Annotated in this window: 14 protein-coding genes; 4 read left to right on the forward strand and 10 right to left on the reverse strand. The window is 70.2% G+C overall.

The window, feature by feature from the left end:
• Window positions 1-21: 21 nt before the first annotated feature.
• The 4 genes from G401_RS0131675 to G401_RS0131690 form a co-directional block, all read right to left on the reverse strand.
• Complete coding sequence (locus G401_RS0131675) at window positions 22-1,380, reverse strand: IS701 family transposase (protein ID WP_245601610.1); 1,359 nt, start codon at window positions 1,378-1,380, stop codon at window positions 22-24.
• Between the two features lie 28 nt (window positions 1,381-1,408).
• The gene (locus G401_RS49775) at window positions 1,409-3,166 is read right to left on the reverse strand and encodes a leucine-rich repeat domain-containing protein (protein WP_157546628.1); all 1,758 of its coding nucleotides are present in this window, start codon (window positions 3,164-3,166) and stop codon (window positions 1,409-1,411) included.
• Window positions 3,167-3,613: 447 nt separating this feature from the next.
• The gene (locus G401_RS0131685) at window positions 3,614-4,366 is read right to left on the reverse strand and encodes a class I SAM-dependent methyltransferase (RefSeq protein WP_027345648.1); all 753 of its coding nucleotides are present in this window, start codon (window positions 4,364-4,366) and stop codon (window positions 3,614-3,616) included.
• Window positions 4,367-4,473: 107 nt separating this feature from the next.
• Complete coding sequence (locus G401_RS0131690; RefSeq protein ID WP_157546630.1) at window positions 4,474-5,373, reverse strand: hypothetical protein; 900 nt, start codon at window positions 5,371-5,373, stop codon at window positions 4,474-4,476.
• Window positions 5,374-5,495: 122 nt separating this feature from the next.
• Here G401_RS0131690 and G401_RS49780 point away from each other — a divergent pair, with 122 nt between their 5' ends.
• Window positions 5,496-6,737 carry an acyl-CoA dehydrogenase family protein gene (locus G401_RS49780; RefSeq protein ID WP_084557841.1) on the forward strand — a complete coding sequence of 414 codons (1,242 nt, stop codon included), beginning with the start codon at window positions 5,496-5,498 and terminating at the stop codon, window positions 6,735-6,737.
• A gap of 57 nt (window positions 6,738-6,794) precedes the next feature.
• Here the strand turns inward: G401_RS49780 and G401_RS0131700 are convergent, their stop codons facing one another.
• A complete protein-coding gene (locus tag G401_RS0131700) occupies window positions 6,795-7,712 on the reverse strand; it encodes a hypothetical protein (RefSeq protein ID WP_245601903.1) in 918 nt (305 codons plus the stop codon).
• Window positions 7,713-7,913: 201 nt separating this feature from the next.
• Window positions 7,914-9,278, reverse strand: a complete 1,365-nt coding sequence (pdxR, locus tag G401_RS49785) for a MocR-like pyridoxine biosynthesis transcription factor PdxR (protein WP_034593764.1) — start codon at window positions 9,276-9,278, stop codon at window positions 7,914-7,916.
• A 67-nt stretch (window positions 9,279-9,345) separates the two neighbouring features.
• On the opposite strand from pdxR, the gene G401_RS0131710 reads away from it, so the two are divergent.
• From G401_RS0131710 to G401_RS0131720, 3 genes are all read left to right on the forward strand, one after another.
• The gene (locus tag G401_RS0131710; protein WP_064741904.1) at window positions 9,346-10,245 is read left to right on the forward strand and encodes a DMT family transporter; all 900 of its coding nucleotides are present in this window, start codon (window positions 9,346-9,348) and stop codon (window positions 10,243-10,245) included.
• A gap of 90 nt (window positions 10,246-10,335) precedes the next feature.
• Window positions 10,336-11,001 (forward strand): SDR family NAD(P)-dependent oxidoreductase, encoded by a 666-nt coding sequence (locus G401_RS0131715; protein WP_027345652.1) that lies wholly within the window; start codon window positions 10,336-10,338, stop codon window positions 10,999-11,001.
• Between the two features lie 100 nt (window positions 11,002-11,101).
• A complete protein-coding gene (locus G401_RS0131720; RefSeq protein ID WP_027345653.1) occupies window positions 11,102-11,623 on the forward strand; it encodes a 2'-5' RNA ligase family protein in 522 nt (173 codons plus the stop codon).
• Window positions 11,624-12,450: 827 nt separating this feature from the next.
• Here G401_RS0131720 and G401_RS0131725 read toward each other — a convergent pair.
• Genes G401_RS0131725 through G401_RS49790 form a run of 4 tightly spaced genes read right to left on the reverse strand, consistent with a single transcriptional unit; the run spans window position 12,451 to window position 15,860 of the window.
• Window positions 12,451-13,059, reverse strand: coding sequence for a hypothetical protein (locus G401_RS0131725; protein ID WP_034593766.1), 609 nt, complete (start codon window positions 13,057-13,059; stop codon window positions 12,451-12,453).
• Between the two features lie 37 nt (window positions 13,060-13,096).
• On the reverse strand, window positions 13,097-13,972 hold the full coding sequence (locus G401_RS0131730; protein WP_051367429.1) for an ABC transporter ATP-binding protein: 876 nt from the start codon (window positions 13,970-13,972) through the stop codon (window positions 13,097-13,099).
• Window positions 13,962-15,014 carry a taurine ABC transporter substrate-binding protein gene (locus tag G401_RS0131735; protein WP_245601904.1) on the reverse strand — a complete coding sequence of 351 codons (1,053 nt, stop codon included), beginning with the start codon at window positions 15,012-15,014 and terminating at the stop codon, window positions 13,962-13,964. Before G401_RS0131735 ends, G401_RS0131730 begins: the two co-directional genes overlap by 11 nt.
• Window positions 15,015-15,053: 39 nt before the next feature.
• On the reverse strand, window positions 15,054-15,860 hold the full coding sequence (locus G401_RS49790; RefSeq protein WP_051367430.1) for an ABC transporter permease: 807 nt from the start codon (window positions 15,858-15,860) through the stop codon (window positions 15,054-15,056).
• Window positions 15,861-15,866: the final 6 nt, after the last annotated feature.

A 15,866-nucleotide genomic window follows, 5' to 3' on the forward strand; every position in this document is an offset into this window, starting at 1 on the left:
TACGGCAGCCGAAGATTCTGATCATCGACTGATGTCGACGAGGGTTCGGCGTTTGTGGTGGTAGTGGCGGGCTCTGGCTTGGTGGACGAGGCGCCAGGCGAGCCAGGACAGCGCATGCCGCATCGTCATATCGGGCTTGGCGAATACGAAGGTGAGGAGGCGGCGGATCTCGGCCGCGCTCAGTGGTCCGATCTCGTCGGCGGGCGGGACGGCGGAGGGCTGGGGTCGGGGCTGTTGGGCGGCGAGCACGGCCAGGAACGCCGCGGCGAGTAGGACCAGGGTGGTGTAGCGATGCCAGGAGAGCCAGGTGCGGACCTGATGTTGGTCCAGGCCGGTCTGGCCTTTGGTGTCCTGGAAGCAGGACTCGATCGGCCAGCGCAGCCCGGCGGTCCAGGTCAGGGTGGGCAGGCTGACGGGGGTCGGTGACCAGCACCGGTAGTAGGCGGTTTCGCCGGTGGTTTCGTTGCGGCGCAGCAGTAGCCAGTGGTGGCCGTGGTGGGTTGCGTCGCTTTCGGTCTCGATGATGTTCACCCACGTCCACTGGTAGTAGCGGGGTCCTTTCGAGCCCCAGCCGGCCAGGTAGCGGCCCCACACTTCGGCGGGTAGTGAGGCGGCCAGCTGGGCGGCGGTGATGGTCAGGCTCGGATGGTCCCAGCGGGTCAGGGCGGTGTCGCAGCGGATCGCCAGGACGTAGCCGACCTGCCGGGCCCGTAGGTGGGCGCGCAGCTTCGTGTCGTTGCCGTAGACCTCGTCGCCGGTCACCCATCCGGCTTCGACACCGGCGTCGAGGGCGTCTTCGATCATCTGCCAAGCCAGCTGTGGCTTGGTCGAAAAGCCGATGTCGTCGGGCACGTTCGCGGCGGTGCACCGTTGCGGATCGTCGGTCCAGCCGGCGGGCAGGTAGAGCCGGAAGTCGACCAAGGCCCGGCCGCCGGCGCGGGTGGCGTAGGCCAGATGCACACTGACCTGCGCGTTGTCGACCTTCCCGAGGGTGCCGGTGTATTGCTGCTGCACGCCGACGGTCTTGATCCCCTTCTTGGCGTCGCCGGTCTCGTCCACGATCAGCACCCCGCCGGGGCCGAGCCCGGCCACCACGTAGTCACGGATCTGCGCCCGCACGAACGCGTCATCCCACGACGCCGACGCCAGGAGCCGTTGCATCCCACCGGGATCACTCTCACCGGCGTACTCCGCGATCTGCCAGCAGGTACGCACCTCGATCGGGCCGAGCAGGGCCTGGACGAACAGCCGGGCTCGACGGCGGGGCTCGACCCGGGCGAACGCCGGCGCCACGCGCGCGAACAGCGAGTCGAACTCCTCCCGCCACCCGGCAGGGTCTATCCTGGCGGCAACGGTCGCCGCGACCTCATGTATGTCCACAACAGACATGATCTAGCGGCGACCGTGCCTACTTCCCCTGCCACACACCGACTTTGCCAACCCGTGACCATCGACCGGGCGAACAAAAAACGATCTTCGGCTGCCGTACTAGTTCAGGATCGTCGGACCAATGAAGGATCTCGCCGAGATCGTGCAGCGCGCCCAGCAGAGCGTTCTGGGTTTCGGGCTCGGGGTTGCCGTGATCTGCGAGCAGGTCGCGAACCTGGGCCTGGGGCATATGAGTGTGAGAGTCTGCGCGGATGGCATCCTGGGCGGCTTTCCAAGTCGCGGGCCAAGGCCTGCCCATCAGGGGTAGGGCAGCGGCGTGCCGGGCGATCAACGTACGCAGCTCGTCGATGCCGTCGCGGGTGGCGTTGTCGACCTCGATGAAATCGCAGATCTTCGGATACGCCGCCCGTAGCTGTGGGCGAGGCAGATCAGGTCCCCGTTCTGCGGCGTGAGTGGCAACGACCAGGATAGGGGCCTTCGGCGCGCGGGCCGTGATCAGGTCCAGCCAGTAACGCAACCTGCCGTACTCGTAGCCAGCGCGAGCGTTCCACACAAGCACGAACAACGATTGGTCGGTAAGGAAAAACTGATGGGTGGCATGATAGATTTCCTGCCCACCGAAATCCCAGACCGCCAGCTGCATCATCACATTCGTACGGTCCGGATGCAGCTCATCGATGCCACGGCCCAGCTCCTGAGAATGGTCAGTGTGTGGTACAGAGAGCTCGGTGATCTGTAGCCCGTGTGTCGTGACCTCGCCGGCGTCATAAGGGAGGCCAAGGAGTGCCTTCACCAGCGAGGTCTTACCACCGCCGCCTTGGCCCACGAGAAGCAGCTTCGAACGCCATTGCAGCTGGCTTCGCGTGAGCAAGCCTCGCATGAACTCGATGACTGCCTGCGTGCCTTGGGCCGTGACCGCGGGAGGCGGCGTAACCAACGGATTGTCGCCGAGGCTCAGCTCGGTGAGCCGAGTCAGATCGCCACACTCTGGCGGCAGCCCGGTCAGCTGGTTGCCGTTTAGATGGAGGGTGGCGAGTCTGGAGAGTTCGCCGATCTCTGGTGGCAGCTTGGTCAGCTGGTTGCCGTTCAGATCGAGGGTGGCGAGTCTGGAGAGTTCGCCGATCTCTGGCGGCAGTCCGGTCAGCTGGTTTCCGCCGAGGTTCAGGTAGGTAAGTTGGGTGAGATTGCCGATCTCTGGCGGCAATCTGGTCAGCTGGTTCTCGCCGAGGTTCAGGTAGGTGAGTTGGGTGAGATTGCCGATCTCTGATCGCAATTGGATTAGTTGGTTGCCGTTAAGGCCCAAGTTGGTGAGCTGGGTAAGAATTCCGATCTCTGACGGCAGCTCGCTCAGCTGATTGCCGTGGAGGCCCAGGGCAATCAGCTGAGCGAGCGTGGCGATATCTGGCGGAAGCTCTGTTAGCTGGTTTACACCTAGCGTCAGGTAGGTCAGCCGGGTGAGGTTGCCGATCTCAGCCGGCAGCGTGGTCAGGCGGTTGGCGCCGAGATTTAGGTTGGTGATCCTGGTGAGATAGCCGATCTCTTGTGGCAGCACGGTCAGCTTGTTGACACGTAGGTTCAGGTGCGTGAGCTTGGTAAGGTTGCCGATCTCAGCCGGCAGCGTAGTCAACTGGTTGGCACCGAGGTCCAGGTAGGTCAGCTGTGTGAGATCAGCGATCTCTGGCGGGACAAACTCTAGGCTCAGATTAGACAAGTCAAGGGTGCTGTCCTGCACCTCTGCTGCCCGCCGGATTCGTTTGCGCGCCTTGTCGATGCTCACCAAAACTCTCCACGTCTGCGGCGTGCCAGATGGCCTGGTACAAGATCCTTCTTGGAGGAATACACAGCGATTATGAATGATGGTCGGCGGGTGTCGATTGGCGCAGCGTGGCAGGCGGTCGCCGAGATGGTCGAGGCCGGTCTACTGGATCGGTTGTGGCTCAGCACGCCGGCAGGAAGCCGATCTCGCCGGTCGGCGCCAGCCCATCAGCATCGAAGCGCCAGGGCCGTATCGGGGTCGACGAGTTGCCCCGCTGTTGTGGTCGTAGGCGTCGTCGGCAAGGCAGCTCAGTACCATATGCAGGGGCAGGCGTGCCAAATGGTCGGCGCTGGCGCCAGTTCGGTGGTGACTCAGCACCGCGAGGGGCCCCGGAACATCGAAGCCTGGCCCACGCCACAGAGTCCACACCGGACAGACCGCGGTACGCATGCCGAGACCGCCCACCGCCTACCGTTGGAATACCAGGATGTCGCTGGTCTCGTACTGGGGTTCGTCGGCGAGCGACGGCAGCTCCGCCTCGATCGTCGCGAAGCCGGCTTCGATCTGCTCCACCGTCAGCCGCTCGAACATCGACACCGAGCGCAGCCGCAGCCGCTCGTAGTCCTCGGTCAGGCTCGCGGACCGGCACCACGTGACCGCGTCGCGGGCCGCGAGCGTCCACCCCGCGCCGGTGAAGTCGCCGGTCACCTCCGACTCGGTGCGGAACTGCGACGTGTCGGCGTGCGCCCAGGCCGGTACGACGCGGAACCACCAGACGTCCGGCATGCGGTCGGCGAGGTTGGCCTGAACGAAGAGCTTGCCGCCCGGCTTGACGACGCGGAGCAGTTCGCGGGCTGCCGCCGCGCGGTCGACGACGTGGTGCCAGACGAAGAACAGCAGGGCCGCGTCGACCGAGGCGTCCGGCAGCGGAATGTGCTCGGCGGAGCCGGCTGCGTACGTGACGGTGGGGTGGGTCGCCTGCGCGATGGCCTGCGCCCGCATCTTGTCCGACGGCTCCACGCCGTGGGCGGCACCGAAGGCCGCCGCGAGCGCCGGCGTCATGCGGCCCGTGCCCGAGCCCAGGTCCAGCCACGTCAGCGGTCGCGTCGGCGGCAGGTGGCGGGCGAACGCGGCCATCCACGTCGCGCTCGAGTCGGCGGCCATCCGGCGCCCGGCCGCGTACACGGCGTGCAGCCGGTCGTCGTAGTCGATCTTCTCCATGATCGGTCTCCCCCGTGGTCGGATCAGACCACGGTACGTTTCCGCCCGCGGTGCCCCCGGCCCGCGATCGTAAGAAACCGCTCAGACCGAGGACACCGCGTACGCGTTCAGTTGGTCAGGGTCGCCGCCGCGGAGCCGCCGAAGTTGCTGCGAACGACGACCTGGACCGGGTTGGTGACCCAGCCGCGCTGGTCGGAGTACCGGCCGCCGCCGTTGTTGGTGAGGTTGAACATGAAGCCGCCGGAGGTGGTGTAGACACCGAGGATCGCGTTCGGGTTCGTGCTGGTCGCCTCGATCGTGAGGAGCCCGCTCTTCCAGCGCGCCTTGGTGATGCGGACGACGTCGGCGGCGGGCGGCGTCCCCGGCGTGACCGTGACCGTCGTCGTACGCGTGACCCCGAACCACCGGGCGGTGATGGTGACCGTGCCCGCGGCGGTGGTGCTGAGGTTGAACGTGCCCGAGGACCGGCCCGCCGAGACGACTGTCTCCGAGGGCACCTGGGCCACCGAGCTGTCGCTGCTGGACAGCTGGACGACGGCGCCCTGCGCCATCGTGCCGGTGAAGGTCACCGTACCGGTGGCGTTCTGTCCGGCCACGACGGTCGACGGGACGAACGAGACCGAGCTGAGCGAGGGACCGGGCGGCGTCGCCGCGTTGACCGACAGGTTCGCCGACCGCGGTGTGTTGCCGACCCAGGCGGTGATCTGCACGATCGTCGGCGGCGCGGCGGCGTTGGTCGCGATCGGGAAGGTCCCGGCGCTCGACCCGGCCGGAATGACGAAGGACGCCGGAACGGTGGCGACCCCGGTGTCGCCGCTGAACACCAGTACCGTCGTGTCGGCGGCGTCGGGGAAGGCGAGCGTTACCGTGCCCTGCGCGGTTTCACCGTCGCGGACGGTGGACGGGGCGATGGACAGCGAACCGATGATCCCCTCGGCCGCGGCGGCGCCCGGCACGAGCAGCATCGCACCCAACACGGCCACCACGAGCATCGTCAAGCGGCGCATTCATGATCTCCCATCGAAGACACGACCGCCGCGTCGGCGGCCCGTCTTAAGTACGGCGCGCGTACGCCCCGGGGATTCATGGCAACGGTGTCCGCCAACGGCGGCCTTCTATCCTGTCGACCATGTCCCTTCCGACCGAGCACCCAGAGACCGAGCACCCAGAGACCGAGCACCCAAAGACCGAGCCGTCCACTGTGCTCGATGGCCTTGACGCCCTGCTGCCACTCGTGCGGGCCGCCGCCGACGACATCGAACGCGACCGAATCCTTCCCGAACCCCTCGTCGTACGCCTCGCCGAGCTGAACGTCTTCCGGTTGGCCGCGCCCCGGGCCGCGGGCGGGCTGGGAGCGGACGCGGTGACCGCGTTCGACGTCTTCGAGCGGCTCGGCTTCGCGGACGGCTCCACCGGCTGGTGCGCGATGATCGGGGGCGCGACCAGCGTCGTCCTCGGCTATCTGCCCGGGTCCGTCGCGGCCGAGTTGCTCGCCGATCCGCGCTGCGTCGTCGCTGGAGTGGCGGCTCCGGCGGGCCGGGCGCGGGTGGTCGAGGGCGGCTACCGGGTCACCGGGCGGTGGCCGTTCGCGAGCGCGTCACCCCTGGCGACCTGGCTGGTCGTCGGCTGCGTCGTGGTACCCGGCGACGGTGCCCCCACCGGTGGGGGAGCTGTGAACGGCGGGGGCACTGCGACTGTGGCCCAGGGGGCGCCGCAGGTGGTGATGGCCGTGCTGCCCCGGACGGAGATGTCCATTCACGACACTTGGGACGCCGTGGGGCTCTGCGGATCGAGCAGCCACGACATCAGCGCCGAGGAGGTGTTCGTGCCGGCGGCGCGTACGTTCTCCCTGACGCAGCCGCCGGCCACGACGCATGGCCGGTTTCCGCTGCTGGGCTTCCTGTCGCTGGACATCGGCGCGGTCTCGCTCGGCATCGCCCGCGCCGCCCTCGACGAGTTCGCCCGCCTGGCCGCCGCGAAGGTCAACCCGCTGACCGGGCAACAGCTCGCAGCGAAAGGCTCGGCCCGGATCGCGTACGCCGAATCCACCGCGCAGTACGCGGCCGCCCGTACCTTCCTGCGCGGCGAACTGGCCCGGGTCTGGGATCTGGCGGCGGCGCAACGGCCGGTCGAGACGGCGGACCGGGCCCGGCTGCGGTTGGCGGTCACGACCGCGACCACCGCGGCGGCCGAAGCGGTCGGGCGGCTGTACCGGGCAGCCGGGGGAACGGCGGTCTACCGGTCCAGCCCGATGCAGCGGCACTTCCGTGACGTCAACACCGCCGCGCAGCACGCGCTCGTGCACGCCGACTCGCTGGAACTGGCCGGCGGGGCGCTGCTCGGCCAGGACGTCAACGTCGCGCGGCTGTGACGGCGACCGGCAACGGGAAGGCCCCGCCGCCGAGGGGCGGCGGGACCGTGGCTCGGGTCAGGCCGTCGGCGGGATGGCGCCGTTCTTGGCCACCGGGACCGCCAGCTGCTCGCTGGTCTGGATGACCGCGGTCTCGACCGGCAGGCCGGTCAGGGCCGGGTTGATGTGCGTCAGGGTGAGCGTCACCGGCGAGGTCAGCGCCGGGGTGACGATGTCGAACTTCTCCAGGTCCACCCAGCGCACGACGTTGAGGACGTCGTCCGGGATCACCTGGTTGTTCTTCTGCACCGGTACGCACAGCTGCCGGTTGAAGGTGACCGAGGCGGTGTGCACGGCGAGGCCGGCCAGCACGGGATTGAGGTGGCTGAGGCGCAGGCTGATGCCGAGGCTGGTCTGCGGCTGCTCCAGGTAGCACTTCAGATCGATGTACTGCACGAGCCGCAGCACGTCGGCCGGCGGGAAGGCGTTGTTCTTGACCACCGGTACGCACAGCTGCTGCGGCGTGACCATCGTGATCGTACGCACCGGCAGCGCCTTGAGCACGGGGTTGAGATGGGTGAGCGTCAGCGTCTTGTTGACGGTGATGCCGCTGATCGCGTAGCAGGACAGGTCGACGAACCGGATGAACCCGAGCACGTCGGCCGGCGGCGTCACCCCGTTCTTCGCCACCGGTACGCACAGCTGCTGCCGCGCGCCGAGGGTGACGTTCTCCGCCGGCAGCCCGGCCAGCACGGGGTTGAGGTGGCGGGTGAGCACGGTGGTGACCGGCGGCGTGTACGGGCTCGTCTTGAAGCATTCGAGATCGAGGTACGACACGAAGTTGAACGGGCTCACACCGGCCGCGGCGACACCCGCGCCGGTACGCCCGGCCGAGGCCGAGGTGTCGACCAGGCCCAGGGTGGCGACGACCGCCAGCGCCAGCGGGACGGCCGTCGTCCACACCCGAGCCCACGTCCGCCGGCCAGTACTCGTCATCGGTTTCATGCTCGTCCGCCTCTCGTCACGTGGCACTGATGCCTGTCTATGCGGAGGTTAGCGAGCAAGGCACCGCCGGTTGAGCGGCAAAATGTGCCTGCGCAGTGGCACGGCACTCCACGAGCAATTACCGTCGGTAACAGACCCGCTTCGTGCCGTACCTACTGAATCAACGCGCCTGATCAGTTGTCATTCATCGCCCTATGGCAGCTCTCTGTTGATCCGGGCCAGAACCGCGACCGCCTCCGCCAGCTCGTCGGCCGTGTGCGCGGCGTACCCGAGGACGAGGCCGGGCGGGCCTTCGGTCAGGCGGCAGGCCGACAGGGCCACCGGGCCGAGTCCCCGGGCGGCGGCCGCGGCGGCCAGCGCGGCGTCGTCCGCCCCCGGCGGCAGGGCGAGCACGAGGTGCAGCCCGGCGGCCACCCCGTGGACCGGGCGGCCGGGGAAGTGCCTGTCCAATGCAGACACCAGAGCGTCCCGCCGGGTCCGGTACGCGCGCCGGGCCCGCCGCAGGTGCCGGTCGTAGCCGCCGGTCGCGAGCAGGTCGGCGAAGGCGTACTGCTCCAGGATCGGGCCGCCGAGGTCGATCGACCGCTTGTGGACGCGTACCCGGGAAAGATGCCGGGGTGGCGCGGACAGCCAGCCGAGGCGCAGAGCGGGAGCCAGCGCCTTGCTCGCTGATCCTATGTAGACGGTGACGTCGGGCGCGACGCCCTGGACGCAGCCGACGGGCTCGCGGTCGTAGCGGAACTCGGCGTCGTAGTCGTCCTCGATGATCAGGCCGCCGGTGCGGCGCGCCCAGGCGATGAGCGCGGCCCGGCGCGCCGGCGCGAGGACTACGCCGGTGGGGAACTGGTGCGCGGGCGTGACGACGACGGCGCGGGCGCGGGTACGTTCGAGCGCGCCGACGTCGAGGCCGTCGTCGTCGACCGGCACAGGGAGCACGTCGAGCGCGTGCGCGAGCTGCTCGCGCACGCCCCGGCTGCCCGGTTCCTCCATCGCCACCGTGCGGTGGCCGTCCGCGCTCAGCACCCGGCCGAGCAGGGCGAACGCCTGGGCGGCGCCCGCGGTCACGGTCAAGTCCGCGGCCGTCAGCCGGGCCGCGCGCACCCGGCCGAGGTAGGCCGCGAGCTGCTCGCGCACCGCCATCGGCCCGGCGGGATCGCCGTAGTCCAGGTCCGCGTCGCGCACGGTCGTCACCATCCGGTCGTACGCGCGGCGCCACGCCGCCCGCGGAAACAGCCCGAGGTCGGGGATGCCAGGCCGCAGCGGGCGCAGTCCCGCCGCCACGAACGGGTCCGCCGCGGCCGCCTGTCGTGTGTGGACGGACGCGGCGACGATCGTGCCGGACCCGCGCCGGGCGACCAGCCGGCCCTCGGCGATGAGCTGCTCGTACGCCTCGACGACGACACCCCGCGACAGCCCGAGGTCGGCGGCCAGCTCGCGGCTGGACGGCAGCCGCGCCCCGGCCGCCAGCCGCTCCTGCTCGATCGCCGTACGCAGCGCGGCCGTCAGCCGCCCGGCGACTCCGCGGCCGGTCCGGTCGAACGGGACGAGCGCCTCCAAGTGGTCCTCCAATCGTCGCGCCGAGTGGCCCTTATTGGCAGTCCAATCACAGCCTACCGTGAAGATCATGACGCTCTCCACCCGCGCGGCGTACGCGCTGTGCACGCTCGGCATGCTCATCGTGGGCAGTTCCGTGGCGGTCAGCCGCCTCGTGACCGGCTATCCCCTGCTGACCGGCCAGGCCCTCCGGTACGCGGCCGCCGCCGTGCTCCTGCTCGGGCTGGCCCGGTTCTTCCCGGCCCCGACGCGTACGCGGCCGACACGGCGGGAACTCGCCCTGCTCGCGGCGCTCGGCGCGACCGGCCTGGCCCTGTTCAACGCCTGCATCCTCATCGGGCTCCGGCACGCCGAGCCGGCCGTCATCGGCACGGCGATCGGGGCGGCCCCGCTGACCCTGGCCCTGCTCGGCCCGCTGCTGTCCGGCCGCCGGCCCGCGACCCTGCTCGTCGCCGCGGCCGGTGTGGTGCTGGCCGGCACCGCGCTCGTCGAGGGCCTCGGCCGGACCGACGCGATCGGCCTGGCCGCCGCGGCCGGAGCGCTCGCCTGCGAGACCGCGTTCTCCCTCCTCGCCGCTCCCCTGCTGCCCGCCCTCGGCGCGGTACGCGTCTCGGCGTACGCCTGCCTGCTCGCGGTCCCGCTGCTCGGGCTCGCCGCGGTCGTCACCGGTGAACCCGCCGCCTGGCGCCTGCCGACGGTAGTCGAAACGGCCGGACTGGCGTACCTGGCGGTGCTCATGACGGTGGTGGCGTTCGTCGCGTGGTTCCTCGGGCTGCAACGGCTGGGCGTCGAGCAGGCCGGCATCATCGTCGGTGTGCTGCCGCTGGCGACACTGGCCGCGACGTCCATCATGGACGGACACCTGCCGGGGCTCGGCACGACGGCCGGCGTGCTGGTGGTCGCGGCCGGACTGGCCCTGCCGCACCTTCCTCTCCGGCCGCGTACCGCCGAGGCCCGCGCGGCGGCCTGAGACCGGTAGGGCATGCTGACATTCCGTGCCGCGCAACGGCATCAGACACACCGACAGCGCGCTGACACACCCGAAGGGCGGTTTGAGGACATGGCGACGATCCTTGTCACCGGCGGGAACCGGGGCCTCGGCCGCGAGGTCTGCCGGCAGCTGGCCGAGCAGGGCCACGACGTCATCCTCACCGCCCGCGACGCCGAGGCCGCCGCACAGGCCGGGCGCGACCTCGGCGTCCGGCACCTCCGGCTCGACGTGGCCGACCCCGCGAGCATCGGCGCGGCGGCCGCCCAGGTCGACGCGCTCGACGTCCTCGTCAACAGCGCGGCGATCCTCTACGACACGTGGCAGCACGCCGTCGACGCCGACCTCGACGTCGTACGCCAGGCGGCCGAGACGAACCTCTACGGCCCCTGGCGGCTGGCGCAGGCGCTCCTGCCGGCCCTGCGGCGCAGCGCGCATCCCCGGATCGTCAACGTGTCCAGCGAAGGCGGCTCACTGACGTCGATGGGCGGCGGCACACCGGCGTACTCGGCTTCGAAAGCGGGCCTGAACGCGTTGACGAGAATGCTGGCGGCCGAACTGCGCCCGGCCGGCTTCCTCGTCAACGCGGTCTGCCCCGGCTGGGTCGCGACCGACATGGGCGGCCCCGGCGGCCGGCCCGTACGCGACGGCGCGGCCGGCATCGTCTGGGCCGCGACCCTGCCCGACAACGGCCCGACGGGCGGCTTCTTCCGCGACGGCCGGCCGCTGCCCTGGTGAACGGCTGCCGCGGCATTCTGCCGTCCCGGGATGCGGGACGCGGGCGGGCACGGCAGAATGACGCCCGGACCAGAAAATCGGCCAGGAATCGGGGCGCCGCATGCCGTACGCGATCGAGCTCTTCCTCGACGACGCGGCCGACCGCCAGATCCGGCAGATGTGGGCCGCGCTCGACGACCACGGCATCCTCTCGCCGGGCGGTGTACCGGACGCCGACTACCATCCGCACATCAGCCTGACGGTGTTCGACCAGGGCGACCCCGATCAGATAGTGCACGCGCTGCGACCGGTGCTCGCCCAGTCCGTCGGCCTGCCGCTCCCGCTCGCGCCGCTCGGCTTCTTCCTCACGGCGGAGGCGCCGGTCTTCCTCGGCGTGATCCCGTCCGCCCGGTTCCTGGCGCTGCACCACGTCGTGCACGCGGTGGTCGAGACGATGGCGGAGGGGATCTGGCCCTACTACCGGCCGGACGCGCTCCTGCCGCACTGCACGCTGGCGACCGGGGTCACGGAACCGGCCAGGGTGGCCGAGATCGTCCGCGGCTTCACGATCCCGGTCGCGGCGCGTACGGCCAGCGCCCATCTGGTCACCGTCCCCGGTGGACAGTCGATCCCGCTCACCTGAAAATCCTCATCATAAGATCAAGATCATTTCAAGATCCGGTTTGGATCAGGGAAATCACCCGAATCATGGGCCAAGATTACGTGCGAAAACCTGATCCAAACCGGATTTTGAGTGGAGCGAAGCATCGTTCACCGCGGTTCGGTCGCGGTTCGCCCCAACCCCGCCCGGCTTGTGTCCGCCCGACCTTGTCCCGACCGTCCGACTTGTCCATCCGGCCGGCAGCCGACGGAGTGATCGTTTACGGCTGAGGCGCGAAAAGAGCCACCCGACGCATGATCGTTTACGGTTCCGGAGCGCATTGACCGGCTTCCGCTACACCTGACGCGTAAACGATCATGCAGATCGGGCCGGATTTACACCTGAACCGTAAACGATCATGAAAACAGGACTCGGCGTCCGCATAGCGGAAGATCGTTCCCGCATCCTGGAGCACAACGGATGACGGCCCGCATGGACGTGATCCACAGCGATTGAGATGTAAACGCACCCCTCACCCAAGATCCACAGCGGTGGAGATGCGGAAACCGGCCCATAGCAACATCTCAGCCGCAATGGATCGAGGGAACAGACTCCGAAACTACATCGGAACCGCGAACGATCACCGCCGGACCCGACCGCCCGAACCTCACATCGGACAGTCGGGACAAAGTTCGGACGAGGGGGTAGACCGTGACCGGACCGCGGTGGAGGAGGCTTCGCCCCACTCACCTGGCAGCGGAGGCGCCCCGCGCCGGAGCGGTCTCCCGCGTGAGGAGCGGACGTGAGATCGACGAACCCGGGACATGAAACTGATCTTGACCCTAGAGGATCGTGACTTGTGCTCGCCGCTATGAGGTGGGGCGGTGGCCGCCGTGGGAGGCGATGAGCGCGTCCACCACCGTTTCCGCGTCCGCGTCGGCCAGGTCCGCCGGGTACTCGGGGAGCAGGTCGTCCCAGATCACCAGCCAGGAGCCGAAGAGCTGGCCCTGTCCCTCGGGCCGGGCGAAGAACCAGACGTGCAGGTGCGCGCCGCCGTCGCTGATCCGGTACACGTGGGAGCGGGTGATGCCCGGCAGCGCCTTGACGTGCCGGGCGATCCGCGCGCTCAGGAGGCCGAATTCCGCCGCCAGCTCGTCGGGCAGATCCTCGAAGTCGTAGTGGTCGCGCGAGTGCAGCATGAGCACCAGCGGTACGCCGACCCCGCCGACCCGGGTCAGCCGCCAGTTCTCGTTGAGCCAGAGGCCGGCGTCACGGTTCCGGCAGGAGCTGCAGTCGGCCGGGTCCTCGCCGTGCCGCGCCGGTTCGGGCAGGACCGGCGGGCGCAGCGGATTCGTGCGCAGCCCGTCCTGCTCGAACGGGCTGATGTCCCAGCCGGTCATCCGGGCGAGCGGCAACCGGCCGTCGGGGTCGGCGGCGGCGAGGGCGTACGCGTGGAATTCCTCGGGAGTCATGGCCATCCGCGGAGTTTACCTAGATGATCTCAGTCCGCCGGGGTCAGTGGACGGCCGCCTGCACCGCTTCGAGGATCCGCGTACGCGTCGCCGTGAACTCCGCCTCGGCGCGGGGCTGGTCGGCGTACGGGAGGGTCGAGTCCTCCTGGTGGATGATGCGGCCGGGCCGGGCGCTGAGCACGACGATGCGCGTACCCAGGAAGGCAGCCTCGTCGACCGAGTGCGTGACCAGCAGGATCGTCGTCCCGGTACGCCGCCACAGCGCGCGCAGTTCGTCCTGCAGCCGTTCCCTGGTGAGCGCGTCGAGCGCGGCGAACGGCTCGTCGAGGAGCAGCAGCCGCGGGCCGGGGGCGAGCGCGCGGGCGATCGCGGCGCGCTGCTGCATCCCGCCCGACAGCTCGTAGGGCTTGAGCCGCGCGACGTCCGCGAGCCCGACCAGGTCGAGCAGCTCGGCGACGCGGGCCTCCCGTTCGGCGCGCGGGCGACCGCCCAGCCCGAAGGCCCCGCGCAGCCCGGAAGCCCCGCGCAGCCCGGAAGCTCGGGCACCGCCGGAAGTATTGCGCAGCCCGAAGGCCCCGCTCAGGCCGAAGGCGATGTTCCCGCGGACGGACAGCCAGGGGAACAGGCGCGGTTGCTGGAAGACGACCCCGCGGTCCGGGCCGGGCGCGGTGACCTCGGCGCCGTGGACGAGCACCCGCCCGGCCGACGGGCGCAGGAAGCCGGCGACCATGCGCAGCAGCGTGCTCTTGCCGCAGCCGGACGGGCCGACGATGGCCAGCGCGCCGCCGGCCGGCACGCTCAGGTCGATGCCGTCGAGCGCGATGATGTCGCGCCCGGCGGCCCGGTAGGTGTGACCGACGCCCGTGAGGGCGACCGCGTCGGCGGCCGCCCTCACGGGAGTGTCGAGCTCAGGCGGCATCGGCCAGGGCCTGCACGGCGAGGGCGCTCTGGTAGACCGCGAGGTCCGGCGCGCCGGTGAGCTTCTTCTGCGCGGTGAGGAACTCGGCCGCGCTGTGCAGGTTCTCGGCGAGCTTGCCCGGCGCGCCCGGCTTGCCGAGGTAGTCGGCCCCGGCCTGCTCGGACAGGTCCAGCAGGACCAGCTCGGCCAGCTGCGCGGCCGCCTCGTCCGGGGACAGGTTGAGCTGCTTGCCGATGCTCGCCGCGGCGGCGGCCTTGTCCGACCTGGTCAGCTTCACCGCGCGGTCCTGCTGCCGCAGCCACGTCTTCACGGCCGCCGGGTACTGCGCGAGGAAGTCCTTGCGTACCACGGCGAGGTCGGCGGTCAGCTTGCCCTGCCCGGCCAGGTCGCGGCTCGTGACGAGGACCTTGCCCTGCTTGCGCAGCTCGGCCAGCACCGGCGTCCAGACGTAGGCGCCGTCGATGTCGCCGCGCTGCCACGCCGCCTGGATCTCCGGCGGCTCCAGGTCGATGATCTTCAAACCGCTTTCGGGTACGCCGGCCGCGGCCAGCGCCGCCAGCAGGCTGTAGTGCGAGGTGGACGCGAACGGCGTGGCGACCTTCTTGCCGGCCAGTGCCGCCACGGAGTCGATGCCGGGCTTGACGACGAGCGCCTCGTTGTCGCCGATGACGTCGAAGATCCACGGGACCGCGTACGGGATGTTCAGCGGAGCGGCCAGCCCGCGCGCGACCGGGCTGCTGCCGGCGAGGCCGATGTCGATGGCCCCGGCGATGATCGCGGTGTTGACGTCGCCGCCCGAGTCGAACTTGCTCCACACGACCTTCGTGCCCGGCAGGGCCGCCTCCAGCCAGCCCTGGTCCTTGACGATCAGGTCGCCGTTCGGGATGAGCTGGTAGCCGATGCGCAGCTGCTTCGGCCCGGCGGCACCCGAGGCACCGGGCGCGGCCGCGGGCTCGTCGTCGGCGCAGGCCGCGAGCAGGGGTGCGGCGGCGAGACCGAGCGCGCCGAGCAGCAGTCCGCGTCGGTGGATGGCAGGACTCACAGGGATGCCTTTCTCTATCTTCATGGGGGTGATGCGGCTTCAGGCGCGTCCGCGCCAGGGGGTGAGGCGCCGCTGGGCGTACCGCAGGAGGGCGTCGAAGAACAGGCCGGACAGTCCGATGAGGATGATCCCTAGGACGACGACGTCCGTCTGGTTGTAGCGCTGGGCGTCCCGGATCATGCCGCCGATCCCCGGTACGCCGTTCACCGTCTCGGCCGCCACGACCGTCGTGTACGCGACCCCGACCGCGACCCGGATCCCGGTGAGGATCTCCGGTGCGGCGGCGGGAAGCACGATGCGCCAAGGGATCTGGGCCCGGCCGGCACCGAGGGAGCGGGCGGCGTACACGTAGTCGGCGGGGACCGCCCGGACCGCGTCGGCCGTGGCGACCGCGACCGGCGGCAGCGCGGCCAGCAGCAGCAGCCACACCTTCGGCGACTCGTCGATGCCGAACCAGATCACCAGCAGGCTGAGGTACGCCAGCGGCGGCAGGGTCCGCACGAACGTCACGACCGGCCCGAGCACGGTGTCCAGCACCGGAACCAGCCCGATCAGCAATCCGAGGACGATCCCGCCCCCGACCCCGTACGCGCACCCGATCGCCATCCGCCGCAGGCTCGCCAGCAGGTGCTCGCCGAGCGTGTAGCCGGCCCAGCCGTCCCCGTCGCCGGTGAGGCCGGACGTAGCGAGGAACTGGTGCCAGACCGAGCCCGGCGACGGGACGAAGACCGGCGGCCAGATCTGCGCGCGGGCCACGGCCCACCACACGGCGACCGCCCCGGCGACCGCGGCGAACCGCAGTCCGGCGGCCCGCAGGCGGTCCCGGAACGGGAGGGGATCATGCACAGGGAG

This window comes from Hamadaea tsunoensis DSM 44101 (genome assembly GCF_000428945.1).
In the GTDB taxonomy this organism is placed as follows: domain Bacteria; phylum Actinomycetota; class Actinomycetes; order Mycobacteriales; family Micromonosporaceae; genus Hamadaea; species Hamadaea tsunoensis.

Coding starts and splice junctions, on each gene's coding strand:
- G401_RS49780 (WP_084557841.1), top strand. CDS start 5,496: ATGTCCCTTCCGACCGAGCACCCAGAGACCGAGCACCCAGAGACCGAG.
- G401_RS0131720 (WP_027345653.1), top strand. CDS start 11,102: ATGCCGTACGCGATCGAGCTCTTCCTCGACGACGCGGCCGACCGCCAG.
- G401_RS0131715 (WP_027345652.1), top strand. CDS start 10,336: ATGGCGACGATCCTTGTCACCGGCGGGAACCGGGGCCTCGGCCGCGAG.
- G401_RS0131710 (WP_064741904.1), top strand. CDS start 9,346: ATGACGCTCTCCACCCGCGCGGCGTACGCGCTGTGCACGCTCGGCATG.
- G401_RS0131690 (WP_157546630.1), bottom strand. CDS start 5,373: ATGCGCCGCTTGACGATGCTCGTGGTGGCCGTGTTGGGTGCGATGCTG.
- G401_RS0131685 (WP_027345648.1), bottom strand. CDS start 4,366: ATGGAGAAGATCGACTACGACGACCGGCTGCACGCCGTGTACGCGGCC.
- G401_RS0131700 (WP_245601903.1), bottom strand. CDS start 7,712: ATGACGAGTACTGGCCGGCGGACGTGGGCTCGGGTGTGGACGACGGCC.
- G401_RS0131730 (WP_051367429.1), bottom strand. CDS start 13,972: ATGCCGCCTGAGCTCGACACTCCCGTGAGGGCGGCCGCCGACGCGGTC.
- G401_RS0131725 (WP_034593766.1), bottom strand. CDS start 13,059: ATGGCCATGACTCCCGAGGAATTCCACGCGTACGCCCTCGCCGCCGCC.